At 65.4% G+C, this 16,172-nt stretch carries 11 protein-coding genes and 2 pseudogenes; 9 read left to right on the top strand and 4 right to left on the bottom strand.

The annotated features are described in order from the left end of the window. A pseudogene (locus ACQKQA_RS25005) lies at positions 1-592 on the bottom strand (hypothetical protein); the annotation flags it as partial. Positions 593-865: 273 nt separating this feature from the next. Between ACQKQA_RS25005 and ACQKQA_RS25000 the strand changes: the two are divergent. Then, entirely contained in the window at positions 866-1,162 is a 297-nt protein-coding gene (locus ACQKQA_RS25000; RefSeq protein WP_427563575.1) for a DUF6388 family protein, read from the top strand. 58 nt (positions 1,163-1,220) lie between these two features. On the opposite strand, the gene nadC is transcribed toward ACQKQA_RS25000, so the two are convergent. After that, positions 1,221-2,069, bottom strand: a complete 849-nt coding sequence (gene nadC / locus ACQKQA_RS24995) for a carboxylating nicotinate-nucleotide diphosphorylase (protein WP_427563573.1) — start codon at positions 2,067-2,069, stop codon at positions 1,221-1,223. Between the two features lie 343 nt (positions 2,070-2,412). Here nadC and ACQKQA_RS24990 point away from each other — a divergent pair, with 343 nt between their 5' ends. The 5 genes and pseudogenes from ACQKQA_RS24990 (at position 2,413) to ACQKQA_RS24970 (ending at position 8,301) form a co-directional block, all read left to right on the top strand. Continuing rightward, positions 2,413-4,608: a DUF1631 domain-containing protein gene (locus ACQKQA_RS24990; RefSeq protein ID WP_427563572.1), complete on the top strand. Its 2,196-nt coding sequence runs from the start codon at positions 2,413-2,415 to the stop codon at positions 4,606-4,608. A gap of 62 nt (positions 4,609-4,670) precedes the next feature. After that, positions 4,671-5,231, top strand: a complete 561-nt coding sequence (ampD, locus tag ACQKQA_RS24985) for a 1,6-anhydro-N-acetylmuramyl-L-alanine amidase AmpD (RefSeq protein WP_427563570.1) — start codon at positions 4,671-4,673, stop codon at positions 5,229-5,231. After that, positions 5,228-6,064, top strand: a complete 837-nt coding sequence (gene ampE, locus ACQKQA_RS24980; RefSeq protein WP_427563565.1) for a regulatory signaling modulator protein AmpE — start codon at positions 5,228-5,230, stop codon at positions 6,062-6,064. Before ampD ends, ampE begins: the two co-directional genes overlap by 4 nt. Before the next feature lie 239 nt (positions 6,065-6,303). Continuing rightward, positions 6,304-7,395 (top strand): annotated as a pseudogene (locus ACQKQA_RS24975) (methyl-accepting chemotaxis protein); the annotation flags it as partial. After that, positions 7,372-8,301 carry a methyl-accepting chemotaxis protein gene (locus tag ACQKQA_RS24970; RefSeq protein ID WP_427563586.1) on the top strand — a complete coding sequence of 310 codons (930 nt, stop codon included), beginning with the start codon at positions 7,372-7,374 and terminating at the stop codon, positions 8,299-8,301. The pseudogene ACQKQA_RS24975 and the gene ACQKQA_RS24970, both read left to right, overlap by 24 nt. A gap of 1 nt (position 8,302) precedes the next feature. Here ACQKQA_RS24970 and ACQKQA_RS24965 read toward each other — a convergent pair whose 3' ends face one another. Both ACQKQA_RS24965 and cra read right to left on the bottom strand, forming a co-directional pair. Further along, the gene (locus tag ACQKQA_RS24965; RefSeq protein WP_427563564.1) at positions 8,303-9,091 is read right to left on the bottom strand and encodes a TatD family hydrolase; all 789 of its coding nucleotides are present in this window, start codon (positions 9,089-9,091) and stop codon (positions 8,303-8,305) included. 2 nt (positions 9,092-9,093) lie between these two features. Next, positions 9,094-10,089 (bottom strand): catabolite repressor/activator, encoded by a 996-nt coding sequence (gene cra / locus ACQKQA_RS24960; RefSeq protein WP_427563563.1) that lies wholly within the window; start codon positions 10,087-10,089, stop codon positions 9,094-9,096. A 296-nt stretch (positions 10,090-10,385) separates the two neighbouring features. Here cra and ptsP point away from each other — a divergent pair, with 296 nt between their 5' ends. The 3 genes from ptsP to ACQKQA_RS24945 are packed head-to-tail and all read left to right on the top strand — an operon-like array spanning position 10,386 to position 15,939. After that, entirely contained in the window at positions 10,386-13,247 is a 2,862-nt protein-coding gene (gene ptsP, locus ACQKQA_RS24955; protein WP_427563562.1) for a phosphoenolpyruvate--protein phosphotransferase, read from the top strand. Further along, positions 13,247-14,188: a 1-phosphofructokinase gene (gene pfkB / locus ACQKQA_RS24950; protein WP_427563561.1), complete on the top strand. Its 942-nt coding sequence runs from the start codon at positions 13,247-13,249 to the stop codon at positions 14,186-14,188. The genes ptsP and pfkB overlap by 1 nt, the downstream gene beginning before the upstream one ends. A gap of 11 nt (positions 14,189-14,199) precedes the next feature. Then, entirely contained in the window at positions 14,200-15,939 is a 1,740-nt protein-coding gene (locus tag ACQKQA_RS24945; protein WP_427563560.1) for a PTS fructose-like transporter subunit IIB, read from the top strand. Positions 15,940-16,172: the final 233 nt, after the last annotated feature.

The following is a 16,172-nucleotide window of genomic DNA, read 5'->3' as shown; positions in this document are numbered from 1 at the left end:
CCGTGCTCTTGAGGCTGGACAGCTCGCTTGAGCTCGAACTGGAGCTTGAGCTGCTGCCGCGCTTGAGTTCCTCGATCTGCTTGCCGAGTTTGTCCAACTCGCTGGCCTGGTCGCTGGTGACGCGCTTGAGGTTGCTCACTTCATTGGTGTTCGAGCTGGCGCTCGAGCCGCTGTTGCGCTTGAACTCTTCAAGCTGCTTTTCCAGTTTGGCCAACTGGCTGGCCTGTTCGCTGGTGGTTTTCCTGAGGTTGCTCATGTCGCTGGCATTGCTGCTGGAGCTGTTGCCGGTGTTGCGCTTGAGCTCTTCGATAAGGCGGTCCTGGCTGTCGACGATCTTCTTGAGCTTTTCCAGTTCCGAGGTGTGGTCCTTGAGGCCCGCCTGCAGTTTTTGCAGGTCATCCACGCTGAAGCCGCTGGGGCGCAGGGTGAATGTGCGGTCCACTTCCTGGTGCAGGGCCGAGATGCTGTCGTAATACGAGGCGTTGCTGGAGTTGATTTCAACGGCCTGGGCGGGGAGGGTCAGGCTGCCGAGCATCAGGGTGGCCAGGCTGGTGGTGCGGTAGACGGACGAACGCTTGGAGCGATTGAACATCTCTTCGATTCCTTGAAAGGTGCCGATATGGCACATCGCTATGACTGCGTTCTTGCACGCTTGTTCCCTGTGCAATCCGGCTGTTCGTGAGGCGGAATGTAACAACGTATTTTCGCGAAAGCGGCCTTGAGCGAACGGACAGGTTTTTTGTCGGCGCGATGCAAGGATTCGTAGGCATCGGCGGGTAAAGGCCCTATATTCGCAGGCCGTCTGAATGGCTTTCAGATGATCCCGACCGATCCATCGTCCATTCCCACGATCAGAGAGAACGAGATGATTCCTAAAGAAGCCAGAATCGACCTGGCCCTTGAAAAGTACCTGGCGGCGACCCCTTCCCTGCAGGAAGAAATCAGCGCCTTGAGTCCCAAGGAACAGAAGCAGCAGGCCCAATGGGCCTTCGAGGACGAAGCGGAGTCGCGGGGCATCGAGCCCTGGGAGCTGGTGCTGGAGTTGGTGGCCGAGTCGCCCGAGGAACTCAAGGCCATGCGCCTGGAGGTCCATCAGGAAGTGGCCGAGGCCCTGGGCATGGACCTGCAGGATTACCTGGAACTCAACGAAATCGACGACTGATACAAAAACGCCAGCCTTTTCGAGGCTGGCGTTTTTCGTTGGGCGACCGCGTGAAAACTCAGAGACTCAAGCGCATCGACAGGTCGACCGCCTTCACATCCTTGGTCATCGCCCCGATCGAAATGTAATCGACGCCGGTCTCGGCGATCGGGCGCAAGGTGCTTTCATTGATCCCGCCGCTGGCCTCCAGCTTGGCCTTGCCGGCATTCAGGCGGACCGCTTCGCGCATGTCGTCCAGGCTCAGTTCGTCGAGCATGATGATGTCCGCGCCCGCCGCCAGGGCTTCCTTGAGCTCCGTCAGGTTTTCCACTTCGATTTCCACCGGCTTGCCCGGGGCGATCTTGTGGGCGGCGCTGATGGCCTGGGCAATGCCGCCGCACGCGGCAATATGGTTTTCCTTGATCAGGAAGGCGTCGTACAGGCCGATGCGGTGGTTGTGGCAGCCACCGCAGGTCACCGCGTATTTCTGCGCCAGGCGCAGCCCCGGCAAGGTCTTGCGGGTGTCCAGCAGCTTGACCTGGGTATCGGCGACGAAGTCGGCGTAGTACTGGGCGCGGGTGGCCACGCCGGACAGCAACTGCAGGAAGTTCAGGGCGCTGCGTTCGCCGCTGAGCAGCGAGCGGGCCGGGCCTTCGAGGTGGAACAGGGCCTGGTTGGGGCTGACCCGTTCGCCGTCACGCACCTGCCAATGCACGGCGACCCGCGGATCGAGCTGGCGGAACACCGCGTCGACCCAGGCGGTGCCGCTGATGACCGCGGCCTCGCGGGTAATGATGGTGGCTTTGGCCAGGCGTTCGGCCGGGATCAGTTGCGCGGTAATATCGCCGCTGCCGATGTCTTCCAGCAACGCACGGCGCACGTTGGCTTCGATTTCGGCGGTCAGGTCGGCGAGGCGTAGATTCGGCATAGCGGGCTCCACAAACAAAGTGGCCCGATTATAGGGCCATGGCGCGAGCGAACCCAAGGCAGCCGCCCTCCGGTCCCTGCATTTGGTCGCCAGGCGCGAGTCGTTGGCAAGCGCGGGTGGTCGTCAGGGGAGGGGGATTTCAAGCTGGGTGCAGAGTCTGCTGGCACAAGGGTGTTTTTTGCCAGATAATTCTGACTTGTAATTGACGTCATAGCTTTGACGTCTCTTTGGCTCCCCCGATATCTGAACTGCAGCGGTGCGCATCGATGCCCGCTGGGATTGGGCTGTGAGCGTCGGCCGACTTTTCAGCACGCGGCACAGGAACACCTTTCAGGAGGCTTGGATGCACAATGACGGGAATGTGGTGCCTTTGCACAAGGCGACTACGGATCAGGCGAACGCTTCGGCGCTCGCCCGCTTGCCCGTGATCCTGCTCCAGGTCCGCGACAAGGCCGCGCAGCAACTGCGCCAGGGCCTGCAGGAACTGTTCGATAACGCCGACGATACCCTGTTCGAGATGGCCGACCGGGCCCAGGACAATGTCCAGCAGAACACCTTGTTTCAAGCCATGCGCGACCTGCGCCTGAAACGCAAAAGCATCGAGCGCACGTTCCTGGAAAAGCTGGCCCAGGCCTTTGTCGGCCTGGTCCAGTACGACCCCGCGCCGGCGATCGCCCAGGCCGTTGCCTACACCCCTCCCGCCGGTGCCTGCCATGACGAGCTGGAGCGCGCCGTGGCCCTCGAGGCCATGATCGCCAAGGCCGGCAACCGCGACGGTTTTGCCCTGGACCAACTGACCGCGCGCCTGAACGCGCTACTGGGCAAACGCCTGGACGAGCGCAGCAACCCCCTGGGCGCGGCGATGCTCTGCGAGTATTTCCTCGACGCCGGGCGCAGCCTGGGGGTGGAGATCAAGGTCAAGTTGATCATTCTCAAGCTGTTCGAGCGTTATGTGCTCAGCGGGGCCGATCAGCTGTACGCCGAGGCCAACCAGCTGCTGGCCGCCACCGGCGTACTGCCGGAGCTCAAGCCGGCCCCGGCGCGCCGGGCCACCGACCAGGCGGCTGCGAGCATCCAGGTGGCGCCCGAGCCCGGCGTGGCGCAGATGGACGAAAGCGTCCAGGAAGTGTTCGCCGCCTTGCAGGAACTGCTGCTGCATGTCCGCGGCAGCGTGGTGCCGACCCTGGAGGCCAGCGCCGAAACCCTGCCGATTTCCACCCGCGACCTGCTGCGCCTGCTGTCGCACCTGCAGCACTACGTGCCGGCTGGCACTCAGGACGATTTCGACCTGCGCAACCACCTGGAACAGCTGCTGACCCGGGTCAGCGTGAAAAGCGGCAAGTCGCGGGTGGTCGGAGTGGCCGACGAAGATGTGATCAACCTGGTGGCCATGCTCTTCGAGTTCATCCTCGCCGATCGCAACCTGCCGGAGTCGTTGAAGACCCTGATTGGCCGCCTGCAGATCCCCATGCTCAAGGTCGCGGTGCTGGACAAGAGCTTCTTCAGCCGCAGCAGCCATCCCGCCCGGCGCCTGCTCAACGAAATCGCCGCGGCGGCCATGGGCTGGGGCACCTGCGACGATTATCAGCGCGACAGCCTGTACCTGCGGATCGAGCAGGTGGTGCAGCGGCTGCTGAGCGACTTCGTCGACGACCCGGCGATCTTTTCCGAGCTGTTGGCCGAGTTTCTCGCCTTCACCAGTGACGAGCGGCGCCGCAGCGAATTGCTCGAGCAACGCACCCGTGACGCCGAAGAGGGGCGGGCCAAGGCCGAGCTGGCGCGGCGCTGCGTCGAACAGGCGCTGAACGACGGGTTGCTGGGCAAGGTGCTGCCCCTGAGGGTGGTCGAGTTCGTGCAGCAGGCCTGGAGCAAGGTCCTGCTGCTGGTCTACCTCAAGCACGGCGAACACTCCGCGCAGTGGCGCGAGGGGCTGCGGACCATGGAGCAACTGATCTGGAGCGTGCAGCGCCACGCCGAACCGGAGGCCGCCCTGCACCTGCTGGCGCTGGTGCCCGAGCTGCTCAAGGCGTTGCGCGACGGGCTGAACAGCGCGGCGTTCGATCCCTTCGCCACCAGCGAGTTCTTCGGCCAGTTGGAAGCCTTGCACCTGCAGGTGTTCGAGCAATTGAAGCAGCCTGTCGCGCCGCATCAGCCGGGCGAACCGCCGGCCATGGTCGCAGTGGAGGAGGAAATCGTCCTGCCGTGTGCCGAGGAGGGCCCGCTGGAGGCTGCGCCCCTGGCGCTGGCGGCCAACGATCCCGGGTTGCTGCGGGTCGAACAGCTGCGGCTGGGGGCCTGGGTCGAGTTCCTCGAGGACGAGGACAGCCGCGTGCGCTGCAAGCTGGCGGCGATCGTCCAGCCCGGCGACAAATACATTTTCGTCAACCGCACCGGCATGAAGGTGCTGGAGCGCACTCGCATCGGCCTGGCCCTGGAGTTCCAGCGCGCCACCGTGCGCGAGCTGGACGACACCCTGCTGTTCGACCGGGCGCTGGAGTCGGTGATCGGCAGCCTGCAACGACTCAATCGCGGCAAGTGATCGCAACCTGGGGGTGGAACGCGGCATACTGAGCCGTCACAGGCCAGGTTGAAGGAATCGGTATGCAGTTGGACCCCGCAAGCGGTTGGTGTCACGGCGTTCGCCATTGCCCGTCGCCCAATTTCAACGCGCGCCCCGCGGCTGAAATTTCCCTGCTGGTGATCCATAACATCAGCCTGCCGCCCGCCCAGTTCGCGACGGGCAAGGTGCAGGAATTCTTCCAGAACCGTCTCGATGTCACCGAACATCCCTATTTTGCCGGGATCGCCGACCTGCGCGTGTCCGCGCATTTTCTGATCGAACGTGACGGCGGCGTCACTCAGTTTGTCTCCTGTCTGGATCGGGCCTGGCACGCCGGCGTGTCGTGGTTCGACGGGCGCGAAAGCTGCAATGACTTTTCCCTGGGGATCGAACTGGAAGGCACCGACGAGCTGCCGTTCACCGATGCCCAGTACGACGCGCTGATCGCCTTGACCCGGCAACTGCTGCACGCCTTCAAGGCCATCACGCCACAGAGGATCTGTGGACACAGCGATATCGCTCCGGGGCGCAAGACCGACCCGGGGCCTGGATTCGACTGGGGACGCTATCGCGCGGCCCTGAACAAAGGGGAAGGACAATGAGTTTTCTGGTGTTGCTGCTGGCGGTGTGGATCGAGAAGTTCTCGGCCCTGCGCCAGCGCGTTCAGCGCGACGAGCCCTGGCTGCGGCAACTGCATCGACGCGAGGCCAGCGCCGGTCTGGCCACGCGCCCCTGGTGGGTCCTGGCCCTGCTGGTGTTGTTGCCGGTGGCGGTGCTGGGGCTGCTGTTGCTGCTCCTGGAGCCGCTGGCCTACGGCTTGCTGGCGTTGCCGGTGCATCTGTTGGTGGTGATCTACAGCCTGGGGCGCGGCGACCTGCTGGGTGACCTCGGGCCGTTTCGCGACGCCTGGCGCCGGGAAGACCTGCAAGCCGCGGCGCACGTGGCCAAGCGCGACCTGGACATCTGCGCCGACAGCGGCGAGCAGTTGCTCGAGCAGGTCCAGGGGCACCTGCTGTGGCAGGCCTACCAGAGCTTTTTCGCGGTGATCTTCTGGTACTTCCTGCTGGGGCCGGTGGCCGCCTTGAGCTATCGCTTGCTGGCGCTGGCCGCCGAGCACAGCCAGAACCCGGCGGTCGCCGAGCGGGCCGGGCAGCTGCGGCATGCCTTCGACTGGTTGCCGGTACGCCTGCTGGCGGCCAGCTTCGCCCTGGTGGGCAACTTCGTCGCGGTCAGCCGCGTGATGCTGCACGAGTTGCTGAACTGGAACATCGGTGCTGCGCAACTGGTGGAGAAGGTGGGCCTGGTCGCCGCGGAAATTCCCGCGCCGATCACCGGGCCGGAAGGCATTCTCAGCCTGGACCGGATCTGGGAGCTGCTGCTGCGGGCCGCGGTGCTCTGGTACGCCGGTTTCGCTCTGTGGACAGTGCTGTCCTGACGGCATATCGAATGAATGCTGGCGAGGCTGCCCGGCCTCGCCAGCGCAGGTAACGCCCCTCCCTCTCGACCGCCATCCGCGCGGTTAACCTTAAGTTACAAAACCCTCTGTCGATTTGAGCTATACAAGAGCAGCGCCCAATAGTGGCTATCTGCTGTCTTCGCCTACCTGCCAATAAAAATAAAAGCAAAAAAGGGAGACTTCTTGTGAAGAGCTTGCTCTATCCCGCGATTGCCCTGATGAACCGTCTGAGCTTCGGCATGAAGTTCAGCCTGATCAGCGTGCTGTTTTTCCTGCCGATGCTGGTCACCAACTTTTATCTGGTGCGCGATTCCTACCGGGAATTCCAGGGCACCCAGGTCGAGCTGCAAAGCCTGGACCTGCTGGGCAGCAGCCTGACCCTGCGCCGGGACCTGGAAACCCTGAACAATATGGTGCAGATCAACGCGACCCTGGGGCAGTCCGGCAAGGCCGGGGATATCGAGAGCAAGATCGCCGCCCTGGAAAAGTCCGTGCTCGAGCGCTTGCAGGGCCTGGTCGCGGTGACTGTGGACCCTGAGCAGGTCGGGGTTTTCGACGGCAAGCGCGACGAAATGATCGTGGCCTTCAAGGCGCAGCAGGCAGAAAGCTCGCTGCAGAGCAAAAGCGCGCTGATCGGCAAGCTGCTGGGCAGCGCGCAGATTTTCAGCCAGATCATCGCCAGCCAGGCTGGCCTGAGCCGCGACAGCCAGAGCGATGTGCGGCAGTTGAGCGAGCTGGTGACCAGCGTCACCCCGCAGGTCACCCAGGTCCTCGGCGAAGGGCGGGCGATGGGCGCCTATTCCTTAGGGCAGGGCTTTCTCAACTCCTCGGCCAGCACCCGTTTTGACGAGCTGCTGGCGCAGATCGAAAAACTCCAGGCTGCATATGGCCTGAAGCTGCAGGACGCGCTGGGGGCGAGCAAGGCCGCCCAGGGCGCGTTGGACACCCTGGCCAGCGCCAGCAAAGGCAGCCTCAAGCAGGCCAGCGAGCTGTTCGAGGAACAGGTGGTGATGGCCGACACCCTGGACGCGCCATGGCAGGGCTTTTATGACCAGGTCAGCGGGCTGATGGCGCAGACCTACCAGCTCAACGAGGCGACCCTGAAATTTCTCGGTGACGAGTTGCAACAGCGGCTGGGGCAGAACCGCGCGCACATGGTGCTGCTGGTGGTGGCCCTGGCGGCGGTGTTCCTGCTGATCTTCTATCTCTATGGCGGTTTCTACGTGTCGACCCGCACCACCCTCAAGCGCCTGGGCGCGGTGATGGACAAGGTGGCGGCCGGCGACATGACCGTCACCTTCGATGCCCAGAGCCGCGACGAACTGGGCGAGCTGGGCACGGTGTTCAACGGCACCGTGGCGAAGATCCATGACCTGATCGAACTGGTGGGCAAGACCGTCAGTGAGGTCGAGCGCCAGGCCGGGCAGGTGGAGGCCGTGTCGGCCCGGAGCAACCAGGCGGTGGCCGGGCAGCGCAGCCAGATCGAACAGGTGGCGACGGCGATGAACCAGATGTCCGCCACGTCCCAGGAAGTGGCGCGCAGTGCCGCGGCGGCGGTCAGCAGCGCTCACAGCGTCAACGACGAAACCATCAGTGGGCGCGGGCTGGTGGAGTCGCAGCAGGGCAGCATTGCCCAGTTGGCCAGCGAGATCGACCAGTCGGTGCTGGTGATCAATCAACTGGCCAGCGACAGCCAGGCCATCAGCCAGGTGCTGGAAGTCATCAAGAGCATCGCCGAGCAGACCAACCTGCTGGCGCTCAACGCCGCTATCGAGGCGGCACGGGCCGGCGAGCAGGGGCGGGGGTTCGCGGTGGTGGCCGACGAAGTGCGGACCCTGGCCAAGCGCACCCAGCAATCGACCGAGGAAATCGCCCAGATGATCCTCAAGCTCCACGGTGGCGTGGGCGCCGCGGTCAAGGCCATGGGCGTCAGCCATCAGATGGCCAATGGCACGGTGGGGCAGTCGGAAAAGGTCCAGCAAGCGCTGGAGAACATCCTCGGCGCGGTGGGCATGATCGTCGACCAGAACCAGCAGATCGCCGCGGCGGTGGAGCAGCAGACCGCGGTGGCCCATGACATCGATCAGAACATCGTCGAGATCAACCGTGCCGGCGAGCGCACCGCCGAAGGCGCGCACCAGACCGAGAATGCCAGCCGCCAGCTGTCGGCCCAGGTGGTGCAGTTGAAGCAGTTGATCAGCGCGTTCCGGGTCTGATTCAGGCGTTGCGTGGCCAGCCGAACAGCGCGCAGGCGTTGGCGGTGCTGGCCTCTGCCAGCTGTTCGGGGCTGACCGCCATGAGCTCGGCCAGGGCCGTGCAGATCGCCGGCAGGTGCTGCGGGCTGTTGCGCTGGCCGGGGTACATGGCGGGGGCCATGTCCGGCGAGTCGGTCTCCAGCACCACCGCGTCCAGCGGCAAATCGGCGATGACCTTGCGCAGGCGCAGGGCCTGGGGCCAGGTCGCGGCGCCGCCCAGGCCCAGCTTGAACCCGAGCTTGAGGTATTCGCGGGCTTCCTCGCGGCTGCCGGCGAAGGCGTGGACGATGCCGGCGCGCTTGAGCTTGAAGCGCTTGAGGGTGGCGATCACTGCGGCATGGCTGCGGCGCACATGGAGCAGGGCCGGTAGTTGGAAGTCCGCGGCCAGTTGCAATTGCGCTTCGAACAGTTGCTGCTGACGCTGGCGATCCAGCTGTTCGAGAAAATAATCCAGGCCGATCTCGCCTACCGCGCACAGCTGCGGATGGCCCGCCAGGCGGCTCAGCCAGTCGCCCAGCTCGACCAGGTCGGCGGGTCGGTGCTCGTCGAGGTAGACCGGATGCAGGCCGAAGGCGGCATGCAGGTCGGCATCGCCCTGCACCAGGTCCCACAGCCGTTGCCAATTGCGCTGATACACCCCCAGCACCACCATCCGCCGCACGCCGAGGGCGCGGCTGGCGGCCAGCAGCGCCGGGCGATCGGCGTCGAAATCGGGAAAATCCAGGTGGGTGTGGCTGTCGATCAGCTCCACGCTCAGGCCTCGTGGATACGCTGCTTGAAGGTCCGGGCGATGGCGTTCACGCCGGGCTGGTAATGGCCTTGCTCGATGGCGGCCAGGGCCAGTTGCAGGGCCTTGTCGGCAATCAGCTGATGTTGCTGGGCCATGGCGTTGACCGGCAGCGGCAAGAAGTCCAGCAACTGGGTATCGCCGAAGGTGCCCAGGCGCAGCGACCGGGGCCTGAGCGGGAAGTCGTGCAGGGCGTCGAACACCCCTTGCAGCAGCACATAGGAAGTGGTCACCAGGGCATCCGGCAGATGGCCCAGGCGTTCCAGCAGGGCTTCCATCAACTGGCGGCCGCAGTCGCGGCTGAAGGCCTCGCCCTGTTCGATCAGCACCTGGCCGTCGAACCCTTCCAGGGCCTGCTTGAAGCCGGCGGTGCGTTCCTGGCTGATGCCCAGTTCGGGGCGGGCGCCGATCAGGGCGATCTGCCGTGGCTGGGGCTGCAGCAGGCTGCGGGTCAGGTGCAGGCTGGCTTGTTGATCGTCGCTGATCACCGAGCAGAAATGGCTGGGCTCCATCACCCGGTCGAGGGCGATGATCGGCAGGCCCTGGGCTTGCAACAAGCGGTAGGTGTCGTCTTCCGGCGGCAGGCAACTGGCGACGAACAGCGCATCGCAACGGCGCGCGCGGAACAGTTGCAGCAACTGCCGCTCGCTGTCCGGGGCATCGTCGGAGCTGGCGATCAGCAGCTGATAGCCGCGGGCGCGGGCGCCTTGCTCCAGCAGCTTGGCGATGCGCGCGTAACTGGGGTTTTCCAGGTCCGGCAGGATGAAACCCAGGGTCCGGGTACGCCGGCTGCGCAGCCCGGCGGCTTGAGGGTTGGGCGTGAAGCCATGCTCCTCGACCACTGCCCGAACCCGTTCCACGGTGGCGTTGCTGATGCGTTGCTGTTCGGCCTTGCCGTTGATGACGTAGCTGGCGGTGGTGACGGACACACCGGCCAGCCTGGCGATATCACTGAGTTTCAACCCGGGTTTTCCTTGTTTTCTGGAGCTTGCCCCGACATTTTCGCCAATCCTAACCGATATAGGCAGGCGACCAATGTCGGAACCTGCAACCGACAGGTAGGGCTTCAAGGATGGATGATTATCGAGTAACGTGCCCGAAATTCTAGATTAAACGTTTCAGCAAGCGTATTTTCTAGGGAAATCGCCATTCGGGAACTGGGCCTTGCCAAGCCGGCGGTCCCGTTTGTGGCAGTAAAGCCACCTGGCTGATTCACTCAAAACAATACCTAGCGCCCCGGTGCTAAATAGGAGAAAGCATGCTCGAGCTCACCATTGAGCAGATATCCATGGGCCAGTCGGCTGTGGATAAGTCCGCTGCACTGCAGTTGCTCGCCGACCGACTGGTGGCCGACGGCCTGGTCGCCGACGGTTATCTGGCCGGCCTGCAGGCCCGCGAAGCCCAGGGCTCGACCTTTCTCGGCCAAGGTATTGCCATTCCCCACGGCACCCCGGAAACCCGTGACCAGGTGTTCGCCACCGGCGTGCGCCTGCTGCAGTTTCCCGAGGGCGTGGACTGGGGCGATGGGCAGATCGTCTACCTGGCGATCGGCATCGCCGCCAAATCCGACGAACACCTGCGTCTGCTGCAACTCTTGACCCGCGCCCTCGGCGAAACCGACCTGGGCCAGGCCCTGCGCCGCGCCAACTCGCCGGAAGCGCTGTTGAAACTGCTGCAAGGCGCGCCGCAGGAACTGGCGCTGGATGCGCAAATGATCGGCCTGGGCGTGGCCGCGGAAGATTTCGAAGAGCTGGTGTGGCGTGGCGCCCGGCTGCTGCGCCAGGCCGACTGCGTCAGCAACGGTTTTGCCGCGGTGCTGCAACAGGTCGAAGCGCTGCCCCTGGGCGACGGCCTGTGGTGGTTGCACAGCGAGCAGACCGTCAAGCGTCCGGGCCTGGCCTTCGTCACCCCGGACAAACCGCTGCGTTACCTCGGCCAGCCCCTGGCCGGGCTGTTCTGCCTGGCCAGCCTGGGCGAAGCCCACCAGGCCCTGCTGGAGCGCCTGTGCGCGCTGCTGATCGAAGGCCGCGGCCATGAACTGGGCCGCGCCACCAGCCGCCGCGCGGTCCTGGAAGTGCTGGGCGGCGAGCTGCCGGCGGACTGGCCGAGCGCGCGCATCGTCCTGGCCAACGCCCACGGCCTGCATGCGCGGCCGGCGAAGATCCTGGCGCAGTTGGCCAAGAGCTTCGAAGGCGAGATCCGTGTGCGCATCGTCGACGGCCAGGACTCCGCCGTCTCGGTGAAAAGCCTGAGCAAGCTGCTGAGCCTCGGTGCCCGCCGTGGCCAGACCCTGGAGCTGATCGCGGAACCGAGCATCGCCGCCGACGCTTTGCCAGCCTTGCTGGCGGCCATCGCCGAAGGCTTGGGCGAAGACGTCGAACCGGTCCCGGAGGTCGTAACTCCACAAGCGGTGTTGGACGAAATCGAGGCGCCGCTCAGTGCGCCGGCGTCCGGCAGCCTGCTCCAGGCCATCCCGGCGGCGCCCGGCATCGCCATCGGCCCGGCCCATATCCAGGTGATCCAACCGTTCGACTATCCGCTGCGGGGCGAGTCCACCGCCCTCGAGCGCGAGCGTCTGCAACGAGCCCTGGTCGAGGTGCGCCATGACATCGATGGCCTGATCCAGCGCAGTAAGGCCAAGGCCATTCGCGAGATTTTCGTCACCCACCAGGAAATGCTCGACGACCCGGAACTGACCGACGAAGTCGACACCCGCCTCAAGCAGGGCGAAAGCGCCGAAGCGGCCTGGATGACCGTGATCGAAGCCGCCGCCAAACAGCAGGAAGCCTTGCACGATGCGTTGCTGGCCGAGCGCGCTGCCGACCTGCGGGACATTGGCCGGCGAGTGCTGGCGCAACTGTGTGGCATCCAGACCCCGGCCGAGCCGGACGAGCCTTATATCCTGGTGATGGACGAGGTTGGCCCGTCGGACGTGGCGCGCCTCGACCCGGCACGGGTGGCGGGGATTCTCACCGCCCGGGGCGGCGCCACCGCCCACAGCGCCATCGTTGCCCGGGCCCTGGGCATTCCGGCCCTGGTCGGCGCCGGTGCCAGCGTGCTGTTGCTCAAATCGGGCACGCCGCTGCTGCTCGATGGCCAGCGCGGCCGCCTGCATGTGGACGCCGATGCCGGCACCCTGCAACGGGCCACGCAGGAGCGCGACCACCGCGAACAACGGCTCAAGGCCGCCGCCGCACAACGCCATGAGCAGGCCCGCACTACCGACGGCCACTATGTCGAAGTCTTCGCCAATATCGGTGAAAGCGCCGGGGTGGCTGGCGCTGTGGAAAACGGCGCTGAAGGCATCGGCCTGCTGCGCACCGAATTGATTTTCATGGCCCACCCGCAAGCGCCGGACGAAGCCACCCAGGAAGCCGAATACCGCCGTGTGCTCGATGGCCTGGGCGGGCGGCCGCTGGTGGTGCGCACCCTGGATGTCGGTGGCGACAAGCCGCTGCCGTACTGGCCGATTGCCAAGGAAGAAAACCCCTTCCTCGGCGTGCGCGGCATCCGCCTGACTCTGCAACGCCCGCACCTGATGGAAGCCCAGCTGCGCGCCTTGTTGCGCTCGGCGGACAACCGCCCGCTGCGGATCATGTTCCCCATGGTTGGCAGCGTCGAAGAATGGCGCGCCGCCCGGACGATGACCGAGCGTCTGCGGGAGGAAATCCCGGTGGCCGACCTGCAACTGGGGATCATGATCGAAGTGCCGTCCGCCGCCTTGCTGGCGCCGGTGTTGGCCAAAGAGGTGGACTTCTTCAGCGTCGGCACCAACGACCTGACCCAATACACCCTGGCCATCGACCGTGGGCATCCGACCCTGTCGGCCCAGGCCGACGGCCTGCACCCGGCGGTGCTGCAACTGATCGACATCACCGTGCGCGCGGCCCATGCCCACGGCAAGTGGGTCGGCGTGTGCGGCGAGCTGGCGGCCGACCCGCTGGCGGTGCCGGTGCTGGTGGGCCTGGGCGTGGACGAACTGAGCGTCTCCGGACGCAGCATCGCCGAGGTCAAGGCGCGCATCCGCGAGCTCAGCCTGACCCAGGCACAAACCTTTGCGGAACAGGCCCTGGCCGTCGGCAGCGCCCATGAGGTGCGCGCTTTAGTGGAGGCCATGTAATGGCAAAGATTCTTACCCTGACCCTGAACCCGGCGCTGGACCTCACCGTCCAGTTGGCGCGCCTGGAACCGGGTCAGGTCAACCGCAGCGAAGCCCTGCACTGCCACGCCGCCGGCAAGGGCGTGAACGTGGCCCAGGTGCTGGTCGACCTCGGCCATCAGCTGACCGTCAGCGGCTTTCTCGGAGCGGACAACCCCCAGGCGTTCGAGGCGCTGTTCGCCCGGCGCGGTTTCGTCGACGCCTTTATCCGCGTGCCGGGGGAAACCCGCAGCAATATCAAGCTGGCCGAGCAGGACGGGCGCATCACCGACCTTAACGGCCCGGGCCCGATGGTCGACGAGGCGGCGCAGCAGGCGCTGTTCGAACGCCTGGAACGGCTTGCCCCCGGGCATGACGTGGTGGTGGTGGCCGGCAGCCTGCCGCGTGGCGTCAGCCCGCAATGGCTCCACGCCTTGCTGGCGCGCCTCAAGGCCCTGGGGCTGAAAGTGGCGCTGGACACCAGCGGCGAAGCCCTGCGCGCCGGTCTGGCCGCCGGACCCTGGCTGGTGAAACCCAATACCGAAGAACTGGCCGAAGCCCTGGGCGCTCCGGTGCTGTCGCTGGCGACCCAGGCCGAAGCCGCCGGGCGCCTGCGGGCCCAGGGCGTCGAGCATGTGGTGGTGTCCCATGGCGCCGAAGGCGTGAACTGGTTCAGCGCCGCGCCGGCCTTGCAGGCGCTGCCGCCCAAGGTCAGCGTGGCCAGCACCGTCGGCGCCGGCGACTCGCTGCTGGCCGGCATGCTCCACGGTCTGCTCAGCGGCCAGCCTGCCGAGCAGACCTTGCGCACCGCCACGGCCATCGCCGCCATGGCCGTAACCCAGATCGGTTTCGGCATCACCGATGCCGCGCAACTGGCACAGCTTGAACAGGGGGTGCGCGTTCATCCCCTCATAGAACAATAAGAGGGTTGGTCATGAAGTTAGCCATTGTTACCGCCTGCCCGAACGGCATGGTCACCAGTGTGCTGTGCGCCCGTCTGCTGGACGCCGCGGCCCAGCGCCAGGGCTGGAGCACCAGCGTCGAAGTGCATGATGCCGCGCACCCCGAACGGCACTTGTCGGCCGCCACCCTCGAAGCCGCGGAATGGGTGCTGCTGGTCAGCACCGGGCCTGTGGATATGTCGCGCTTCGTCGGCAAGCGGGTGTTCCAGAGCACGCCGGCGGCGGCTTTGCAGGATGTCGATGGCGTACTGCGGCGCGGTGCGGCCGAGGCTCAGGTCTATACCGTCCCCGAGGCACCGGCCGAACCCGCAGCGGTGACGACAAGCGCGCCACGGCTGGTGGCGGTCACTGCCTGCCCGACCGGCGTGGCCCACACCTTTATGGCGGCCGAGGCCTTGCAGCAGACGGCCAAGCGCCTGGGCTACGAACTGCAAGTGGAAACCCAGGGCTCGGTGGGCGCGCGCAACCCGCTGAGCGCCGAGGCCATCGCCGCGGCGGACGTGGTGCTGCTGGCGGCGGATATCGAAGTGCCCACCGAGCGTTTCGCCGGCAAGAAGATTTATCGCTGCGGCACCGGGGTGGCGCTCAAGCAGTCCGAAGCCACCCTGAACAAGGCGTTGGCCGAGGGGCAGGTGGAATCGGCGGCTGGCGCTACCGCGACGCCAGCCAAGCAGGAGAAGACCGGGGTCTACAAGCACCTGTTGACCGGTGTGTCGTTCATGCTGCCGATGGTGGTGGCGGGGGGGCTGATGATCGCCCTGTCCTTCGTGTTCGGCATCACCGCATTCAAGGAGGAGGGCACCCTGGCTGCGGCGCTGATGCAGATCGGCGGCGACACCGCGTTCAAGCTGATGGTGCCGTTGCTGGCCGGCTATATCGCCTACTCCATTGCCGACCGTCCGGGCCTGGCGCCGGGGATGATCGGCGGCATGCTCGCCAGCACCCTGGGCGCGGGCTTTATCGGTGGGATCATTGCCGGTTTCATCGCCGGCTATACGGCCAAGGCCATCAGCAAATACGCGCGCTTGCCCCAGAGCCTGGAGGCGTTGAAGCCGATCCTGATCATTCCGTTGCTGGCCAGCCTGTTCACCGGCCTGGTGATGATCTATGTGGTGGGCAAGCCAGTGGCGGGGATGCTCGCGGGCCTGACCCACTTCCTCGACAGCATGGGCACCACCAACGCCATTCTGCTGGGGGTGTTGCTGGGCGGGATGATGTGCGTCGACCTGGGCGGGCCGATCAACAAGGCGGCCTATGCGTTTTCGGTGGGGCTGCTGGCGTCGCAGAGTTACGCGCCGATGGCGGCGACCATGGCCGCGGGCATGGTGCCGCCGATTGGTCTGGGCATCGCCACCTTTATCGCCCGGCGCAAGTTCGCCCAGACCGAGCGTGAGGCGGGCAAGGCGGCGCTGGTATTGGGGTTGTGCTTTATCTCCGAGGGGGCGATTCCGTTTGCCGCCAAGGACCCGCTGCGGGTGATTCCGGCGAGCATCGCCGGCGGGGCGCTGACCGGGGCGTTGTCGATGTATTTCGGCTGCAAGCTGATGGCGCCGCATGGGGGGTTGTTTGTGATGTTGATTCCGAATGCGATCAATCATGCGTTGTTGTATCTGCTGGCGATTGTTGCCGGCAGCTTGTTGACGGCCGTGGTGTATGCGCTGGTCAAGCGGGCGGAGGCGACGGAGTTGGCGTTGGAGCCGGTCAAGGCCTGACTGTTTCGAGCGGGCCTTGCTCTTCCGCTTCTGTAGGAGCGAGCGGGCGGCGATCCGACTTGCCCGCGATGGCGTCCATTCTGGCGCTGCGTGTTTTGGACGGTGTACATATCCATTCCTTCGGTAACGGCCACCTATGGTTTCGCCCTTACGGCGAGTCCCTTTTTACAAACGCCTAAAAAGGAACCAAAAACGCTTGCCGGTATGACTCACCCACATAGGTAACAAATCAG

Source organism: Pseudomonas sp. NPDC089530 (assembly GCF_050280705.1).
GTDB lineage: Bacteria > Pseudomonadota > Gammaproteobacteria > Pseudomonadales > Pseudomonadaceae > Aquipseudomonas.
The sequence above is the reverse complement of the archived record's forward strand: the minus strand, read 5'-3'. Positions and strand labels throughout refer to the sequence as shown.